This is a genomic window from Mesorhizobium sp. WSM4842 (genome assembly GCF_055901575.1).
Map to the genome: position 1 here is coordinate 3,198,832 of NZ_CM148372.1, position 18,003 is coordinate 3,216,834.

The 18,003-nt window shown below is 64.3% G+C and carries 16 protein-coding genes; 5 read left to right on the forward strand and 11 right to left on the reverse strand.

All coding sequences use genetic code 11. From position 1 onward, the window contains the following. Window positions 1-81: 81 nt before the first annotated feature. Window positions 82-1,005: a LysR family transcriptional regulator gene (locus AC0NIE_RS15415; protein ID WP_473487499.1), complete on the reverse strand. Its 924-nt coding sequence runs from the start codon at window positions 1,003-1,005 to the stop codon at window positions 82-84. 90 nt (window positions 1,006-1,095) lie between these two features. On the opposite strand from AC0NIE_RS15415, the gene AC0NIE_RS15420 reads away from it, so the two are divergent. After that, complete coding sequence (locus tag AC0NIE_RS15420) at window positions 1,096-1,926, forward strand: NAD(P)H-dependent oxidoreductase (protein WP_473487500.1); 831 nt, start codon at window positions 1,096-1,098, stop codon at window positions 1,924-1,926. Between the two features lie 55 nt (window positions 1,927-1,981). Here AC0NIE_RS15420 and AC0NIE_RS15425 read toward each other — a convergent pair whose 3' ends face one another. The 4 genes from AC0NIE_RS15425 to AC0NIE_RS15440 all read right to left on the reverse strand — a co-directional run bounded on the left by AC0NIE_RS15425 (window position 1,982) and on the right by AC0NIE_RS15440 (window position 7,574). Beyond that, window positions 1,982-2,707 (reverse strand): 3-keto-5-aminohexanoate cleavage protein, encoded by a 726-nt coding sequence (locus AC0NIE_RS15425; protein WP_473487501.1) that lies wholly within the window; start codon window positions 2,705-2,707, stop codon window positions 1,982-1,984. Between the two features lie 222 nt (window positions 2,708-2,929). Beyond that, window positions 2,930-4,165, reverse strand: coding sequence for a tetratricopeptide repeat protein (locus AC0NIE_RS15430; RefSeq protein WP_473487502.1), 1,236 nt, complete (start codon window positions 4,163-4,165; stop codon window positions 2,930-2,932). A 179-nt stretch (window positions 4,166-4,344) separates the two neighbouring features. Next, window positions 4,345-5,700 (reverse strand): sigma-54-dependent transcriptional regulator, encoded by a 1,356-nt coding sequence (locus AC0NIE_RS15435; RefSeq protein WP_473487503.1) that lies wholly within the window; start codon window positions 5,698-5,700, stop codon window positions 4,345-4,347. A gap of 14 nt (window positions 5,701-5,714) precedes the next feature. Continuing rightward, on the reverse strand, window positions 5,715-7,574 hold the full coding sequence (locus tag AC0NIE_RS15440) for a sensor histidine kinase (RefSeq protein WP_473487504.1): 1,860 nt from the start codon (window positions 7,572-7,574) through the stop codon (window positions 5,715-5,717). A 237-nt stretch (window positions 7,575-7,811) separates the two neighbouring features. On the opposite strand from AC0NIE_RS15440, the gene AC0NIE_RS15445 reads away from it, so the two are divergent. From AC0NIE_RS15445 to AC0NIE_RS15455, 3 genes are all read left to right on the forward strand, one after another. Continuing rightward, the gene (locus tag AC0NIE_RS15445; RefSeq protein ID WP_473487505.1) at window positions 7,812-9,143 is read left to right on the forward strand and encodes a dicarboxylate/amino acid:cation symporter; all 1,332 of its coding nucleotides are present in this window, start codon (window positions 7,812-7,814) and stop codon (window positions 9,141-9,143) included. Between the two features lie 153 nt (window positions 9,144-9,296). Further along, window positions 9,297-9,593, forward strand: a complete 297-nt coding sequence (locus tag AC0NIE_RS15450; protein ID WP_473487506.1) for a hypothetical protein — start codon at window positions 9,297-9,299, stop codon at window positions 9,591-9,593. Window positions 9,594-9,636: 43 nt separating this feature from the next. Next, complete coding sequence (locus AC0NIE_RS15455; RefSeq protein WP_473487507.1) at window positions 9,637-10,701, forward strand: glycosyltransferase family 2 protein; 1,065 nt, start codon at window positions 9,637-9,639, stop codon at window positions 10,699-10,701. A 45-nt stretch (window positions 10,702-10,746) separates the two neighbouring features. Here AC0NIE_RS15455 and AC0NIE_RS15460 read toward each other — a convergent pair whose 3' ends face one another. The 6 genes from AC0NIE_RS15460 to AC0NIE_RS15485 all read right to left on the reverse strand — a co-directional run bounded on the left by AC0NIE_RS15460 (window position 10,747) and on the right by AC0NIE_RS15485 (window position 16,318). After that, the gene (locus AC0NIE_RS15460; protein ID WP_123148112.1) at window positions 10,747-10,992 is read right to left on the reverse strand and encodes a DUF982 domain-containing protein; all 246 of its coding nucleotides are present in this window, start codon (window positions 10,990-10,992) and stop codon (window positions 10,747-10,749) included. 209 nt (window positions 10,993-11,201) lie between these two features. After that, the gene (locus AC0NIE_RS15465; protein ID WP_473487508.1) at window positions 11,202-12,008 is read right to left on the reverse strand and encodes an ABC transporter permease; all 807 of its coding nucleotides are present in this window, start codon (window positions 12,006-12,008) and stop codon (window positions 11,202-11,204) included. Beyond that, entirely contained in the window at window positions 12,008-12,841 is an 834-nt protein-coding gene (locus AC0NIE_RS15470) for an ABC transporter permease (RefSeq protein ID WP_473487509.1), read from the reverse strand. Before AC0NIE_RS15470 ends, AC0NIE_RS15465 begins: the two co-directional genes overlap by 1 nt. A 24-nt stretch (window positions 12,842-12,865) precedes the next feature. Then, entirely contained in the window at window positions 12,866-13,978 is a 1,113-nt protein-coding gene (locus tag AC0NIE_RS15475; RefSeq protein WP_473487590.1) for an ABC transporter substrate-binding protein, read from the reverse strand. A 91-nt stretch (window positions 13,979-14,069) separates the two neighbouring features. Continuing rightward, complete coding sequence (locus AC0NIE_RS15480; protein WP_123148115.1) at window positions 14,070-15,164, reverse strand: ABC transporter ATP-binding protein; 1,095 nt, start codon at window positions 15,162-15,164, stop codon at window positions 14,070-14,072. A 266-nt stretch (window positions 15,165-15,430) separates the two neighbouring features. Further along, entirely contained in the window at window positions 15,431-16,318 is an 888-nt protein-coding gene (locus tag AC0NIE_RS15485; protein ID WP_473487510.1) for a LysR substrate-binding domain-containing protein, read from the reverse strand. A gap of 75 nt (window positions 16,319-16,393) precedes the next feature. Between AC0NIE_RS15485 and AC0NIE_RS15490 the strand changes: the two genes are divergently transcribed. Beyond that, window positions 16,394-17,986 (forward strand): zinc-binding metallopeptidase family protein, encoded by a 1,593-nt coding sequence (locus AC0NIE_RS15490; RefSeq protein ID WP_473487591.1) that lies wholly within the window; start codon window positions 16,394-16,396, stop codon window positions 17,984-17,986. Window positions 17,987-18,003: the final 17 nt, after the last annotated feature.

Consider the following 18,003-nt stretch of genomic DNA (forward strand, 5'->3'; position numbering starts at 1 on the left):
GGATCTTGCTCAGGAAGGCGCGGCTGTGGTCGGTCTGGGGTTGGGCGTTGCCGGTGCCGTGGCCGACCGAGGGCACGCCGACTAGCGCGGCTTTTCGATCCCCGGAATGCCGCCGATCCGCTCGGCAAGAAAATCGACCAGCAGCCGAACCCGGGCAATGCCCGCGCGCTCCGGGACAATCAGCATGCTCAGCGGTATGGGAGGCGGGGTGTAGTCTGGCAGGATCACTTCCAGCCGACCGGCGGCGAGGAGATCGTCGACAAGCCAGTGATGGGCAGGTGCGATACCGCGCCCGGCGACGAGGGCTTCGCGCGCGGCAAGCCCATGGTCGACCCGAAATCGGCCGTTAAAGGGTACCGCATGGCGTTCGCCGCCCGGCCCCTGCAGGGCGAGCGTGTCGCTTCCTGCGATGTTCGACATCCGGATGCCTTCATGGCCAGGCAGGTCCTGCGGGACAGCCGGTCTGCCCCGCGCCGCCAGATAGGCCGGCGCCGCCACCAGCAGACGCCGGGACTGGCCGAGCGCTCGCAGTTTCATCGAGCTGTCGGTGAGCGGACCGAGGCGAAGCGCGATGTCGACGCCCTCCCGCACTAGGTTGATGCGCTCGTCGGTGAGGCTGAGATCGATCCCGATGTCAGGATAGCGGTCCTGAAAGGCGAAGATCAGCCGGCTGACGTGCAAGACCCCGAGCGCTGCCGTGCAGGATATCCGGATCGTGCCGGCCGACGCGCCGCGGGTGCCTTGCGCTTCATCGCCGGCCTGCTCAACGAGGCGCAGGATTTGGACGGCGTCGGCATAGTAACGGCTGCCTTCATCGGTCATCGTGACACGCCGGGTGGTCCTGCTGAGCAAGGCCACGCCGACGGCCTCCTCGAGCTCGCGCAGATGCCGTGTGACCGTCGACTGCCCAACTCCGAGTTCGCGCGCCACCGCTGACAGGCTGCCGCGCTCGGCGACGCGAACGAAGGTGCGCATGCGCTCGAGGGTCACATCAGATCTATCCATTATTCGGCATAATCTTATGCATTGCCTGGATATAGCGGATCACCCCAGGGCTGGCTACCTTCAGCGTTCATTGTCCTTCGGAGTTGCCCCATGAAAGTCCTGCTTGTTTTTGCTCATCCTGAACCGCGTTCGCTCAACGGCGCACTGCGTGACGTCGCCATCAGGGAACTCGAGGCCCAGGGCCACGAGGTGCTGATATCGGACCTCTATGCTGATGGCTGGAAATCCGAGGTGGACCGTGCCGACTTTCCGTCGTGGCCGCCCGAAGAGCGCTTCCTGCCGGCTGGGGCCTCCAAAAAAGCTTTTGCGACCAACACTCTGACCGATGACGTCAAAGCGGAGATCGAGAAGCTGCTGTGGGCCGACACGCTGATCCTCCAGTTCCCGCTCTGGTGGTACGCCATGCCGGCGATCCTCAAGGGCTGGGTCGACCGGGTGTATGCCTACGGCTTTGCCTATGGCGTCGGCGAGCATAGCGACAAGCGGTGGGGTGACCGCTTTGGTGAGGGAACGCTCGCCGGCAAGCGCGCGATGCTGATCGTGACCACCGGCGGCTGGGAGGAGCATTATTCAGCCCGCGGCGTCAACGGCCCGATCGACGACCTGCTGTTCCCGATCAATCATGGGATTCTCTACTATCCGGGCTACGACGTGCTTCCGCCGTTCGTGGTCTACAGAGTGGATCGTTTCGGGGAGGCCGATTTCGAGCCTGTCGCAGAGCGCCTGCGCGAAAGGATGCGGACGCTCGAGACAATCCGGCCGATTCCCTATCGGCAGCAGAATGGCGGTGATTATCACATCCCGAGCATGCAGCTCCGCCCCGAACTGGGCGATCCGGGCGCCGCGGGTTTCGCGCTTCACGAGGATCGCGCCGGCGCCAAGTCGATGACGCCACGTTCGACCTTGCGGGACGTGGCCTGACGCAGCATCCTGAAAAGCTCAGGAGCAGCAAGGAGCCTGAAACCTGTGGGATGAATCAGCGGCCGGCCCGGAAGATCGCCACGGCAGCAGCCGTCAGCGCGGCATTGCCTGATGCCGTAGTGCCGTCCGGAAGCGCCTTGCCGTCTTCCAGCCCGACACGCGTCGACCAGTTGCGCTCCGCCGCCCTGTGCACGAACGGCCACACCGTGGCGTCGGCGCCGTGCAGCAGGATGGCGCGACGCATCCCGGTGCGATCGAGCACCGCGGCGATACCATCGCTTACCTCCAGCGCCGCGTCCAACTCCTGCTCGGAGATCTCGATCAGGATGCGCAGCACCTGGCTGCCATGGTCGAGCCGGACCAGGCGCTCGCCGTCAGTGACGGAGGCGAGCCCGGCCTCGATGCCGATGCCGCGCTGCCGCAGGCTTTGCATGACCTCGGGCGCGGCTTTCTCGCTCAGATTAACCGAGGCATAGTCAGGCAGCTCGCTCCAGCCGGCGATCGCGGCAAGCGTCCGCTCGTCGTCGTTCTCGATCCAGGCGCCGGTCGACACGCCGATCAGCGTTCCCGGGCAGGCGCGGCGCAGCGCCAGCACGGTCCGGTCAATCGCCTCGGGCGCAAGGCTTTCGCGACCATCGAGGCCGCGTGCATGGACATGCAGCTCGGCCGCACCGGCGGCCACGCAGGCCGCGCCGTCACGCGCCATGGCTTCGGGATCGAGCGGAAGCTGCGGGTGGAAGTCGGCGCTGCGCGCGCCATTGATGCAGGTCTGGACAATCATGGAGGTGGCGGCCCGGTTGCGGTTGCAACCAGTCTAGCGCAGGGCCGCGAAGACTGTAATTGGTCGCGCGATCATCCTGACAGATGGGCGGCGAAGCCTGAACCATGTGACAGAATGTGCCGGGGGCAAGCACCACGGCCCGGACCTCAATGCGCCGGCGCGCCTTGCAGGAGATGCGTCTATCTTTCCGATCCCAAATCTCGGCTGCGACTCATTCTTCTGTCACGGCGTAATGTCCAGCGCACGTAACCTGGCGGCGGCGAGATGGCGCTCGATGTGGTCCTGAGGGCATTCGCTGGCCGCGCGCCGGTAAAGCGGCAATGCGCCTTCGTCGTTCCCTTGTAGTCGGTTGAACTCGGCGACGAAAAAATTCGCCTCACAGCGCTGTACGATTTTCGTGGTCATGCTCGCTCCGCCAGCCGCTGCCAGTATCTCGGCGGGGGTTTGTTCACCAAGAAACATATCTACCACCGGTGCCGGCCAGTTCGTCATGTCGAGCGTCTTGGCTGCTTCACGCAAATGGCCGTCATCGCGGCTGCTGCGCTCCAGGATGTGTCTCCAAATCGCGACGTAGGCATTTCCAGGCTCGAGCGCCGCAGCTTTTTCGATGTCGGCCTGTGCTTTCGCAAGCGAGCCGAAAAGCAACTCCACGAGCCCCCGGTCTCCATAGGTGTGGCCGACGTTCGGGCTGAGCCTGATTGCGTGCGAGCAATCGGCTATCGCAAGCGCCTCGTTACCCTTGGCGGCCCAAGAGAGGCCTCGGTTAGAATATGCGAGCGTATTCTTGGGATCGAGGGCAATCGCTTGACTATAGTCGGCGATGGCCCGTTCAAAGTCCCCCTTGCCGGCCCCCGCTATGCCTCTACCGATGTAGGCACTGTCGAGCTTCGGATCGAGACGGATCGCCTGATCAAAATCGGCCATAGCACGGTCGAGGTCGCCCTTGCTTTTCCAGACGAGTCCTCGATTGGCATAGATCGCCGCCTTTTTCGGTTCGAGTTCGATCGCCGTGTTGTAGTCTGCGATAGCGCGGTCATAGTCGCCCCTGCTGAACCAGATCCAGCCTCGACCATTGTAGGCTCTGGCCTGGTTCGGATCGAGGCTGATCGCCTGATCAAAATCGGCCATGGCGCGGTCGTAGTCACCAAGTTCCACCAGAGCGTTGCCACGCTTACCATACGCGATTTGTCGGTCGTCGGCCGGCTCCGTCGTATCCTCGATCATGCGCGTGCAGGCGGCGATCCGCATCGCCGGTTCGACTTCGTCATCGCTGACGCAATCGCTGCTGGCCGCGAACGCCGGGAAGGTCGAAACCGTCAGGACGATCGCGGCGGCCAGCGCCCACCATGAAGGCTTGAGCCACACTCGAATCAATTTCACCACCCCACCAAACGAAGCCCTCGGCGCCGCCGCAAGCGACGCGTGGCCGCATTCTAACCAACCGATTTCAGAGAGCAATCACTGGTTGCGCCCGTGAACCGGTCATCGAGTGGCGGCTGGCGTGGCCGCCTCACCGCCCTGCCTGATCCACATTCGTCAGGGTGCCGAGAAAGACGATGTCGTCAATTTCAGGGTCCGTCAGCGCCGAACAGGCGGGGTGATCTGGCCGCCCGAGGGCAGCACAAGCGATCGGCCCACTACCTGGAAAACTCGCTGCGCACGATGCCGTGGCGCTGGAGCTTGTCGTAGAAGGTCTTGCGCGGAATCCCCAGCGCTTCGATCGTGCGCCTGACGTCGCCCTCGTTGCGGCCAAGCGCCTCGCGGATGATGTCGGCCTCGTAGCGCTCCAGCCGCTCCGGCAGCTTCATGGCGGCATCCGGCTGGGGTGGGGCAGGGGATGGCGCTCCGGCGTCTTCTTCCAATCCAAGCACAAACCGCTCTGCGAAATGCGCAAGTTCGCGCACATTGCCGGGCCAGTCATGGTCGCTCAGATGGCGGTGCACCGCGGCCGGCACCGCCGGCACCGGACGCCTGAAGCGGGCGGCGGCGCGTTCGGCGAAGTAGAAGAACAGCAGGGCGACGTCGTCGCGGCGCTCGCGCAGCGGCGGGATGGAGATCGTCACCACGTTGAGCCGGTAGTAGAGATCCTCGCGGAACGTGCTGCGCTGGTGCGGGTCGCCGAGATCGACCTTGGCGGCGGCGACGACGCGCAGGTCGACGGGCCGCGTTTCATTGGTGCCGAGCGGAGTGACCTCGCGCATTTCCAGCACGCGCAGCATCTGCACCTGTGTCGAGACCGGCATGCTTTCGATCTCGTCGAGGAACAGCGTGCCGCCGCTGGCATGCTCGATGCGGCCGATCCGCTTCTTCTGCGCGCCGGTGAAGGCGCCCGCCTCATGGCCGAACAATTCGCTCTCGATGACCGTCTCCGGCAGCGTGCCGCAATTCAGCGCGACGAAATTGCCCTTGGCGCGGCGGCTCCAGCGATGCAGAAGGCTCGCCACCACCTCCTTACCGGAACCGGTCTCGCCGGTCACCAGCACATCGACATCGGTGTCGGCGATCTGCCGCAGCGTCCGGCGCAGCCTTTCCATCGCCGGCGTCTGGCCGATCAGCGGCAGCCCGTCCTGCGCCTCTCCGGCCGCTTCGCGCAAGGCGCGGTTTTCCATCACCAGGCGGCGCTTTTCCGCGGCGCGGCGCACGCTCTGCACCAGCCGGTCGGCGGCGAATGGCTTTGTGATGAAGTCGTAGGCGCCGTCCTTGATCGCCTTGACCGCCATGGCGATGTCGCCATGCCCGGTGACGAGGATGACCGGAATGTCCGCATCCAGCCGCAGGACGCGGTCGAAAAGCTGCAGGCCGTCTATCTGAGGCATGCGGATATCCGACACCATCACGCCGGCAAAACCGGTGTCGAGCTTGGCCAGCGCCTCGGCCGCCACCGAAAAAGCCGATACCGAAAAGCCGGCAAGTTCAAGCGTCTGCGCGGTGGCCCTCAAGAGATCGCTGTCATCATCGATCAGGATGACCGGTGCGGCGTCTTCGTTCGTCATTTCTGCTTTGGCCATTACGCTGCTTTTGCAAGATGGATGGTGAAGCGGGTGCCGCTGTCGTCGCTCGAAACCTCGATGCGTCCGCCGTAATCGGCGACGATGTCTTTCGAGATGACGAGGCCAAGACCGAGGCCTTTTTCCTTCGATGTGTTGAACGGCGTGAACAGCGATCTGAGAATCCCTGGCGGAATGCCAGGTCCGTTGTCGGACACGCCGACCGTGACCCCATCGGTCGTGTCTTCTACCGATACCTGCACCTTGGCGTCGTCGCGGCCTTCCAGTGCTTCAAGCGCGTTCTGGAAGAGGTTGATCAGCACCTGTTCAAGTCGGACCCGGTTGCCCATGACCTTGAGCGAAGGCGGCGGCAGGTCGATGGCCAGTGCGTCGAGCCGGCCGGCAAAGCGGCTTTTCAACAGCACGACGGCGCCCTCGATGACGTCGCGCAATTCCACCGGTTCGGCGGCGGTGCGGCCCTTGCGGGCGAAGGCTTTCAATTCTTCGGTGATGGTGCCGATGCGTTCGGTAAGTGCTGCGATGGCGCCGAGATTTTCCTCGACCGGCGAAGTCTGCTTGCGGTCGAGGAAGACGCGGGCGTTGTCGGCATAGGCGCGGATGGTGGCGACCGGCTGGTTGATCTCATGGGCGACGCCGGCGGCGACCTGGCCGAGGATGGCGAGGCGGTTGGCCTGCACCAGATCCTGCTGCACCACCTGCAGCTTGGCTTCGGTGCTGCGGTGATCTGATATCTCGGCCTGCAGCCGGTCACGAGCGCGGCTCAGATCCTCGGTCCGCTCGACGACGCGGCGTTCGAGCTCGGTGCGCGCCGCCTGTTCGGCGGCGATCCGCATTTGTCCCGACTGCCGGCGCCACAACAGATACGCAGCAAGGCCGAGCAACGGAACAATGACGCCGAGCGCAAGGAGCCGCATTTCACGCACCGCGGCGGCGATCGGCGCTTCAGCCGGGACGAGATAGTCGAGCCGCCAGGGGGTCGAAGGGATCGGCGTTGAAAGCCTGAGATATTCCGCGTCGCTGCCGCCAGGTGTCACCGCGTGGACGATCGACATGTCCGGGCTAAGCGCCTGCGGGCGCGTGATCGGCAACGGCATCAGCGGTGCATCGCCGAACTGCTGGCTGTCCTGGATGGCGGCAAGATCAGGCCCGGCAAGCCGCGCCGTCGTCATGAAGCGCCAGGACGGCACGCTGGTGATCAGGACGACGCCATGCTCGTCGCTGACATAGGCCGGGCGGTTCGCCTCGTGCCAGTCGGCCTCGAGCTGATCGAACTCCGCCTTGACGACGACGACGCCGAGCGGTGCGGCAGCATCGCCGACGCGTCGCGAGATGTAGAGGCCGGGGCGTTTGCTGACATTGCCGAGCGCGAAATATTCGGCAGTTCCGGATTGCATCGCCCCGGAGAAATAATCGCGGAAGCGGTAGTCGTTGCCGACGAAGCTGATCGGCTCGCGCCAGTTGCTGGAGGCGATCGCCAGCCCGTCGGTGCCGATGACGTAGAGCACCGACGCCTTGGTGCCGGAGACCAGCCCTTCGAGCTTGCGATTCAGCACATCGATTGCAGCGGCGTTTTTCTGCGCCAGCGCGTCTCGCACCTGCTGGTCTTCCGACAAAAGCAGGGGCAGGGCGCGCGGGCTTTCCAGCACGGCGCGCAGCAATGCGACCTTCAGATTGGCGTCGGTGCGGCCCTGTGCCGCCAGCGTGGCGACCTCGGCGGTGCGGCCATAGAGGCCGGCGCCGTAAAGTGCGACTGTGGCGATCGCAAGGGCGATCGCCGCAAACAGCAGCCAGGCATGGCGCGCTCGCCTGCCGAGTTGCTCGGGCGTCGACGGCAAGGCAGCGGCAGGGCGTTGCAGCATCGCCTATTTGTGCATGATTTCGCACAAAGCACAATTCGGCCATGCGAATATCCGCACGTTCTATGTGCGAAACGAAACCTCGAGTTCGAGAATACTCAATAAAATCAAAGGGAATTCTCTTCCGCGCAGTCTGGCACGGCAGTTGCAGACACGACTTCAGCGGTCGCGAGGCTGCTGGGGGTCAACGCAATTGCTCCGGGAGGTCGAGCTTTCGATCGGAGCACAATGGAGGACGTCATGCAGACAGCATTCGCTGCCGCCGAGCCGCGCGGCAAACTTCCCTTCTACCGGCATCTCTATGTGCAGGTGCTGGCGGCGATCGCCGCCGGCGTGCTTCTCGGCCACTTCTATCCCGAAACCGGTGAGGCGATGAAGCCGTTCGGCGACGCCTTCATCAAGTTGGTGAAGATGGTGATCGCGCCGGTGATCTTTTTGACGGTGGCGACCGGCATCGCCGGCGTTTCCGACCTGCAGAAGGTGGGCCGCGTCGCCGGCAAGGCGATGATCTACTTCCTGGCATTCTCGACGCTGGCGCTTGTCGTCGGCCTTGTCGTGTCGAACGTGGTGCAGCCGGGCGCCGGCATGCATGTCGATCCGGCCACGCTCGACGCCACGCAGGTGGCGACCTACGCCGAAAAGGCGCACGACACCAGCATCGTCGGCTTCCTGATGAACATCATCCCCGACACGATCACCGGCGCTTTCGCGAAAGGCGACATCCTGCAGGTGCTGTTCTTTTCGGTGCTGTTCGGGCTCGCTCTTGCGCTGGTTGGCGACCGCGGCCGCCCGGTCGTCGATTTCCTGCAGGCATTGACCACGCCGATCTTCCGCCTCGTCGCCATCCTGATGAAGGCCGCACCGATCGGCGCCTTCGGCGCCATGGCCTTCACCATCGGCAAATACGGCATCGGCTCGATCGCCAATCTCGCCATGCTGATCGGTACGTTCTACCTGACCGCACTGCTGTTCGTGCTGGTGGTGCTTGGCGCGGTTGCGCGCTACAATGGCTTCTCGATCCTGGCGCTGATCCGCTACATCAAGGAAGAACTGCTGCTGGTGCTCGGCACCTCGTCCTCGGAAGCGGCACTGCCGGGCCTGATGGCCAAGATGGAGCGCGCCGGCTGCAACCGCTCGGTGGTCGGGCTGGTCATTCCGACCGGCTATTCCTTCAACCTCGACGGCACCAACATCTATATGACGCTGGCTGCTCTGTTCATCGCGCAGGCGACCGACACGCCGCTCACCTTCGGCGACCAGATCCTGCTGCTCGCCGTCGCCATGCTGAGCTCCAAAGGTGCCGCCGGCATCACCGGTGCGGGCTTCATCACGCTGGCTGCGACGCTTTCGGTAGTTCCCACCGTGCCTGTCGCCGGCATGGCACTGATCCTCGGCGTCGACCGCTTCATGTCGGAGTGCCGGGCACTGACCAACTTCGTCGGTAATGCGGTGGCGACCGTGGTCGTGGCGCGCTGGGAAGGGGAACTCGACCAGACCAGGTTTGCCGCCGCGATGGCCGGCGACTTGCCGGAGGAAGCCGACCTGTCGCTGCCGGGGCTGCAGGCAGCCTGACGTTCAGGCTGCACGGTCATATCCCGAAGCCGGCTGCCGCCGGCTTCGGGATAGCCGCCGCCAACCTCCAACATCTGCGATTATCCACAGTCCACGCCGCTGCGCGCTGCCTCAGATGTAACAGACTTGTGAGTCTTGTTCTTGGTGCGGGGCTTGTTCCAGCCGCATTTGAAGGTCAGTATCCGCCATGCCTCCAAGGCGCCCGTCCACCTCGATCCCGACCTGATCGCGACCGAAGGGGAGACATTTCCGTCGGGCTCGGTTGCGACCGGCCGAAAACCGTCGGAGCTTTTGCTGCCGCCGACCACAACCTTGACCAAGGCGGCAGCCCTCGAAGGCATGGCGGCCTCAATACGAAGTCGCAAAGAGACACGTGACCCGTCTCCTGCTGGAAAGCGCAGGCCTTTCTCTCAGGAACTCGTCGCGCTTGAAGAGGGGGCAGGTCCGTGAGCGGGTTTTGCCGAAACCAAAGCAAGATGCGAGGTCAAATGCGATGCAGTCTGTCCCGAGAATTCCGGTATCCATTATCATCCCGAACTACAATTACGCGCGTTTTCTCAAACGCAGCATCGACAGTGCCCTGGAGCAGGACTACGCGGACGTCGAAGTCATCGTCGTCGACGATGCATCGCAGGACAATTCCACGACAGTGATGAAATCATATGGGGACAGCATCGTCGCATGCCCGAGGGCGCAAAATGGCGGGCATGCGGCGGCGTTCAACACCGGGTTTGCGGCAAGTTCGGGCAAGATCGTTCTGTTCCTCGACGCCGACGACTATCTCTATCCAACCGCCGTTTCCACGATCGTCGAGACCTGGGATGCGGCAACCGCCCAAGTGCAGTCCAGGTTGCATATCGTCGACGAGCGGCAACGCATCAAGGATGTCTTTCCGCCGCCCGAACTGCCTTTCGACAGCGGCGACGTCATGCCGAAACTCCTGCACAAGGGCCGCTATCAGACGACTGTGACCAGCGGGTTGGCCTTTGACCGAACAACCCTGGAATCGATCATGCCGATTCCCGAGCCGGAGTTCCGCCAGGGCGCCGATGGCTATCTTGCGACGCTGGCGCCCATGTACGGGCACGTCCAGTCCATCGACGAATGCCTCGGCGCCTACCGGATCCACGGCGCCAACCATTCGGTCTTCGGTGAAAAGCTCGCCGAGCGGGCACGCTGGAGGGTAACCCACGATTTCCGCCGCATGCAGGCGCTGTCGGACCAGGCTTCCGGGATCGGCCTGACGATTGTGCCGTCGGAGGCTGTCCGCCACGATCCGGTCCATCTGGAAGAGCGGCTGGCGTCGCTGTGCGCAGACAAGCGCCAGCACCCCGTGGCCAATGATTCCCGGCTGGCGCTCGGGGCGGCGGGCGCCGTCGCCAGCCTCGAAATGACGGCGTCCCTGCGCCGGCGCGCTGTCCTTGCCGCCTGGTTCCTGTCGGTCGGGGTGTTGCCGCGGAAAATGGCGACGGCGGTGCTGTCGTGGAAGCTTGACGCATCGTCGAGACCGGCATTTCTTAGCCGTCTGTCCAAGACCATCCGCCACGCCATGGGGTAGCTTGCCTTAGTATGGCCCGCCATCTATCCGGCTCTGTTCGGCCGCTCACTCGACCAGAACATGCGCCTCCCGCGCGGCGCCGACAAACGCATCCCTGGCGATTTCGGTCGAAACGTCGCCGTTCATGGCCCGGCGGCATGCGCGCAGCGCGGCGCCATGTTGCAGGCTGCCGGCGTCGCGCCACTGGCCTGTCAGCAATTCGACGGCCTGTTGTGCGTTGGAAATATGTCGGATCGTTCCCGTGATGCCGACCGAAACCGCAACCGGCTTGGAAAACCATCCTTGATCCATGGTGGAACCTTTGGTGAGTTGAACCCACCAAAACGCACGCCGTGGTACAAAGTTTCATTTGCGGCTGTCATTATGGCGTGAAAGCGGCGTTCCGCCGCCAGAGGGTCGGCGGGCTTCCCGTTCCAATCGGAGTCGCCAACGAGCCGCTCACCAGCATAGCAACGAACGCATGCCGACCCTGGGTAGGGCAGGCACGCGTCTGCCTACCACTACTGCGCCCGGCGCAGCCTGACCACAGCACCGCGCGCCGCGAGCACCAGCACCGTGATGATGATCAGGATCACCGAGAGTGCGGCAATCGCCGGGTCGATGTTGTCGCGCAGGCCCATCCACATCAGCCTGGGTAGCGTGATGGCGTTGACCGAGGTGATGAACAGGGTGACGCCGATCTCTTCCCATGACAGCACGAAGGACAGCAGGGCGGCGGTGACGATGCCGAATTTGATGTTGGGCATGATGATGCGTGTGGCGCGCTCCCACACGGTGGCGCCGAGGCCGCGCGCGGCAAGGTCGATGCGCCGGTCGAGCTGACTGAGCGACACCAGGATCAGCACCGTGGCGAAGGGCACCGTCATCACCGCATGCGCCATGGCGACACCGAGCCAGGTGTCATAGCCGAAGAACGAGCTGGCACCCGAGATCGAGGTCAGCAGGAAATAGAGCGTGATTGCCGAAACCACCGGCGGCACCACCATCGGCAACAGCACGAAGCCGACGAGTGCGGCGGTGAAGCGCGGCTGGAACATCCAGACGCCAAGGCTGAAACAGAGCGCCAGCACAGTGGAAAAGGCGCTGCTGACGACGCCGATCCTGATCGAGAGCAGGATCGAGCTGATCCAGCGCGGATCCTCGATCAGCGCCCGGTAGTGGCGCAGCGACAATTCGCCCGACGGCATCGCCAGCATGCGGGTCGGCGTCAGCGACACCGGAATGACGGCAAGCAGCGGCAGCAGCAAGAACAGCGCAACCAGGGCGGCGAGGATCAGCGAGACGGGACCGGGGCGATAGGTCGGCATCAGATCATCTGCTTCGGTCTGATATAGCGAAACAGCAGCGCCATCAGCATGCCGACGAACAGCACCAGCACCACGCTGATCGCGGCACCCAGCCCCCAGTCCGGGCTCTGGAAGATACGGAGGTAAATCAGTTCGGCGATCATCACGCTGCGGCCGCCGCCGAGGATCGCCGGCGTCACGAAGAAGCCGAGCGAAAAGACGAAGACGATGAGCGCCGAGCCGATAATGCCGGAGCGGGTCATCGGCACGAACACCGACCAGAAGGTACGCATGCGGCTGGAGCCGAGGCCGCGCGCCGCCAGCAGCACGCGGTCGTCGAGGCTACGCATCGAAGACGCCAGCGGAAACACGGCGAAGGGAATGAGGAAATGCGTCATGCCGACGATGACGCCGAACTCGTTGCGCACCAGCGTCAGCGGTTCTGAGATGAAGCCGATCGCCTGCAGCCAGGTGTTGAACAGGCCGCGATTGGAAAGCAGCGCCACCCAGCCGAAGGCGCGCGTCAGCACCGAGATCCAGAACGGCACCAGGATGCAGAACTCGGCGATCACGCGCTGCGCCGGCGTGCCGCGCACCCACACCACGGTGATGGCGTAGGCGGCGGCAACCGAAACGATCGTGACGATTGCGGCGATGCGCAGCGTGCGGACAAACACCGACTGCACCAGTGGGTCGCTAAGCAGCGTGCCATACTGCCCGAGCCCCGGCTCGGGCAGGGTGAAGCTCCAGTTGACAACGCCGAAGAATGGCCAGGCATAGGCGGCGGCAAGGAAGAAGAGAAGCGGCGCCATCAACAGCGCCGCGCCCATCCTGTCGGAGAGATATGCTTTCATCTCGGTCCCGGTTATCCCGGTCTATCAGGCGGAGATGATCTTCGTGTATTCGTCGAGAGCGGCCCCGTAGTTCTTGGCGTACCATTCCATGTCGAGCGCGATCTGCTTCTTCATGTTCTCGGGGTCGACGGGATTGATGCGCTTCTTGTCGGCGGGGATCAGCGCGTCGGTCGCCGGATTGGCCGGACCCTGGCCGAGCTTGTCGAACATGATCAGCTGCTTTTCCGGATCCTGGGCGCTGGCGATGAACTTCATCGCTGCGTCCTTGCCGCCGGGATTGCCCTTGAGCACGGCGAGCGCGCCGGGCGAGATCAGGCCCTGGTCCCAGATGAACTTGATCTTGCCGCCGGAATCCTGCTCGATCAGCGACGCCCGGGTCGACCAGACGATCGCCATCGAGGCCTCGCCGTCGAGCAGCACGCTCTGGCTTTCGGCGCCGCCGCCCCAATAGGCGACGACATTCTCCTTGAAGGCGGCGATCTTATCATGCGCGCGCTTGAGGTCGAGCGGGTAGAGCGAGGCCGGCGCGATGCCGTCGGCGAGCAGTGCCGCTTCCCAACTCGACACGCCCCATTTGTAGAGCGAGCGCTTGCCGGGGAATTTGCTCACATCGAAGAAGTCGGCCATGCCGGTTGGTGCCTGGCTGCCGAATTTTTCGGAATCATAGGCGATGACATAGGAGAAGAAATAGGTCGAGGCGGCGTGCTCCCAGCCGAAGCCCTCGCGCATCTTCTTCTTGTCGACGATCGAATAGTCGATCGGTTCGAGCATGCCTTGCGCGCCGAGCGTGATGGCCGAGAACGGGTCGACGTCGACCAGGTCCCAGGTCGGGGCGCCGCTCTTGAACTGCGCCGCGATCGCGCCCTCGGTCGGGCCGGAGCCATCCATCTTGACGGTGATGCCGGTCTCCTTGGTGAAGGCCTGGCCATAGGCCGCGTCATAGGCGGTGATGGCGTCACCACCCCAGTTGACCAGGACCAGTTCCTTGGCTTGCGCGAAGGCGCCGGTTGAGCGCAGCAGCATCGGCGTCCCGGCCAGCACGAGTGCGGCCAGTTGCGTGAACTGCCGGCGCGAGATCTCGCCGCGCACCGCCCTGGCGGACAGCGTCTCGATCGAGTGTTTCTTGGTTTCGCTCATCTTTGAATTGCTGGTCATGTCAGTTCCCCTTTTTTGTCGTTGATAGTTCCCGAAGCCAGCCTGGCGAATTTCAGCTTCGCTACGCCGATCGTCATTGTCCTCCGTCCGGAAGGAGGAAACCTTTTTCCGCCGGCCATGTCAGCCATACGGAATTGCCCTTGCTGAGTGCCGAAGCGGCGACCTCGTTCGGCACCGAGACCGTCACCTTGGCACCCTGGCGCGTCGTCAGATCGAGCCGTGTCGCAGCGCCGAGATAGGTCGAGGCGACCGCAGTCGCGGCGATGCCGTTCTCGCCGGCTGTCGCTTCGGGCGCGATCGACATGTATTCGGGCCGGATCGCCAGGATGGCGTTGCTGCCGACGGCGCTTGCATTGCCGCGCAGCGTGATGGTGCGGTCTTCGCACAGGCCGGTGGCGCCGTTGTCGGCATTGCGCACGTCCTTCAGCGGCAGCATGTTGATCTCGCCGAGGAACTCGGCGACGAAGCGGTTGGCCGGCCGGTCGTAGACCTCGTCAGGCGCGCCGACCTGCAGCAACTTGCCGTGGTTGAAGATGGCGACGCGCGACGACAGCGCCAGTGCCTCGCTCTGGTCATGGGTAACGAAGACGAAAGTGGTGCCGGTTTCCTGGTGCAGCCGCTTCATCTCGGCCTGCATCTGGCCGCGCAGGCCCTTGTCGAGCGCCGAGAACGGCTCGTCGAGCAAAAGCACGCCCGGCTCGAACACCAAGGCACGCGCCAGCGCGACGCGCTGCTGCTGGCCGCCGGACAATTGCGACGGCAGTTTCTTCTCGTGACCCTTCAGCCCGACGCGCTCGATCATCTCACTGATGCGTCGCTTGATGTCGGCCGCCGATTTCTTGCGCACCTTGAGCGGGAAGGCGATGTTGGCCTCGACGCTCATATGCGGGAAAAGGGCGTAGCCCTGGAAAACCATGCCGGCGGCGCGCTGCTCGGCCGGCCGCTCGGTGATGTCGACGCCGTCGCTGAACAGGCGACCGTCGGTCGGCTGCACGAAACCGGCAAGGATCATCAGGAAGGTGGTCTTGCCCGAACCTGACGGCCCGAGCAGGGTCAGGAACTCGCCGCGGCCGATATCGAGCGTCAGGTCGTCCAGCGCACGGAACGAGCCGAAGCTCTTGCCGATCCCGATTGCCTTGATCTCTGCGGCACGGCCGGGTTGCTGCATCCTGCCTTTGTCCTCAATGCTGATTGAAATCGTAGGCAGCGCGGCGGCTCACCGCAACCGAATAGTTTTCGCCTGACCGGCAAATTTGATTCATCTATGGCGCCAATCTCCCCCCCCTCGAGGGGGAGATGTCGCCAAAGGCGACAGAGGGGGTCGTCTCGCGTGGAGTGGCGACTTCCTCTTTCTTTGAAAGCAGACCGGGCCGAGCCCAGCCGAAGCGACCCCCTCTGGCCGCTTCGCGGCCATCTCCCCCTCAAGGGGGGAGATTAGCGCTGGTTCTCCGACAGCTTCGACCGCAACCATGCACTGAAAACATTCAGCACCGGATGCGCCGCCTTGGCATGTTCGGAAACGAGAAAATAGGAGCGCGGCGAACTGATCGCGATGTCGAACGGGCGGACCAGCCGGCCTTCGCTCAGCGCCCGGCGGCTGGTCAGCTCGTCGCCCATGGCGATGCCTTGGCCGGCGATCGCCGCCGAAAAGACCAGGTTCATGTCGGAAAAGAAGATGCCGCCCTCGATGTCGGGATTCTCGACCTTCGACAGCGCCAGCCAGCGCGCCCAGTCCTCGGTGTCGCCGAGATGCAGGAGATTGGCGCGCAGCACGTCGGCGGGCTTGGAAAAGCCGCCGATCTTGTTGAGCAGGGTCGGGCTGCACAGCGGCGTGAACGAGATTTCGCACAACAGCTCGACCGCGCGGTTCGGCCAGTTGCCGACGCCGAAGGCGATGAAGGCGTCGGCTTCGGCATTGCTGACATCGTCCAGCCGCCGCGGCGTCAGGATACGCAGCGCGACATCGGGGTACATCTGCCGGAATTCGCCAATGTGAGTACACAGGAACAGCGAGGCGAAGCCCGGCGTGCAGCTGACGCTGAACGAGCCGCCGACGCCGGTGCCGGCATGGCCCGTTACCGCATCGCCCAGCACCGTCAGCGCCTTGCGCACGTCACTGGCATAGCGTTGGCCGCGCGGCGTCAACGCCACGCCCTTGCCGATTCGCTCGAGCAGATCGAAGCCGAGATCGCGTTCGAGCAGGCGAAGCTGATGGCTGACGGCGCTGCGGGTCAGATGCAGTTCGTCCGCGGCGCGCCAGACGCTGCCGTGGCGGGCAAAACTGTCGAGGGCGCGCAGCGCCTGCGTCGATGGAATTCTCAAGAGGTGAACCGAATTTGCATGAGCCGGGAAAACATATCACTTTTTGGCGAGGCGCTTCACTGCTTTCTTTCACCCATGGAGGAACCGGTGACCACCTCGGCCCAAGCAACCGCGCTTGCCTGTCTCGACGATATCCAGCCGTCGCTGTCGGCGTGGACGCGGACGATCTTCGATTTCGGCGAGACCGCCTGGCGCGAATACCAGTCGGCCGCCTGGTATGTCGAGCGTCTGAAGTACGAGGGCTTTTCGGTCGAGGAAGGCTCCGGCGGCATGCCCACCGCCTTCTGCGCCCACTGGACCAACGGCGCCGGGCCGACCATCGGCATGTATGCCGAGTATGACGCGGTACCCGGCAATTGCCAGGATGCGGCGACCGTCAAGCGACCGCGTCCGGGTCTAGGCGCTGAGGCCGGCGGCCACACCGATCCGCATTCGGGGCTGGGCATTGGCAGCCTCGGCGGTCTGCTGGCGGCCAAGGCGGCGATGCAGCGCCACGGCATATCGGGCACGCTGCGTTTCACCGGCGAGCCGGCGGAGAAAGTGCGAGGATCGAAGCCGATCCATGCGGCAAAGGGCTACTATGATGGCCTCGCCGGCATGATCTCCTTCCATCCCTTCTACATGCTGCCGCTCTGCAACACGGCGCGCTGGGACACACATTGCGGAGCGGCCTACGCGATGATCTACCGCTTTGTGTGCGACGAACCCGAAAATTGGGTTCGCGCAAGCGATGGCGCGCCGATTCCGCAGGCGCATTCGGCGGTGAGGGCGCCCGGCGCCAACGACGCGCTCATGATGATGTACATGGCCTCCAAGGCGCTGCGCGATTCCATGCTGCCGCATCAGGGCGGCTGGTCGATCAGCGAAGCGGTCCTGACGGCAGGGCAGGCGACCGCCGACAATCTGCCGGCGGGTCTGGCCGAGATCCAGTACATGATCCGCGTGCCAACGCTTGCGATGGCCGAGCAGGTGACCGCCGTGCTCGACCGCAATGCCGAAGCCGCCGCGAAAATGAGCGGCTGCCGCTACGAGCGGCACTGGGTGTCGAAGTCGCGGCCGGGGCTGGCTAACCACGCCATGGCAATGATTGCCTACGAGGCGCTGTCGACGGTCGGGCCGCCGCGCTGGGACGAGACGGCCAAGACGATCGCGCGCGAAATCCAGGTCAATGCCGGCGGCGCGGCGACCGATGGGCCGTTTATCGCCGAGTTGGAGCAGCTGATTGCGCCTGAGGAGGCGGAGGCGTTGCTGCGCCGCGACCTGCCGCCATCGCAGCTCAATTCGACCTCCGACGATTACACCGACATGTCGTGGCACGCGCCGACGGCGCGGTTCTATGTCGCCCGGCCGGCGCTGCGGTCCGAGAACGGCCAGGCGTATCCGTCCTGGGCGATGAACGCGCTGGGCGGCATTTCCGCCACTATCGATCCGATGGTTACCTGCGCCGCGAAGACGATCGCCCTGGCGGCACTTCGCCTGCTCGAAGACAAGGCCGCGCGCGATGCCGCGATGGACGAATTCGTCAGCCGCACCGGCGGCGGCATTGGTGGCAGCAATTGGCTGGCGCCGCTCTGCGACTACGAACCGCCGATCCATTTCCGCTGGCCGGAATATGTCACCACCCCGCGCGGACGGGACTGGTGGATACCAAGCAATCAAGCCGCGTGATCATTCAAGCCAGGAGA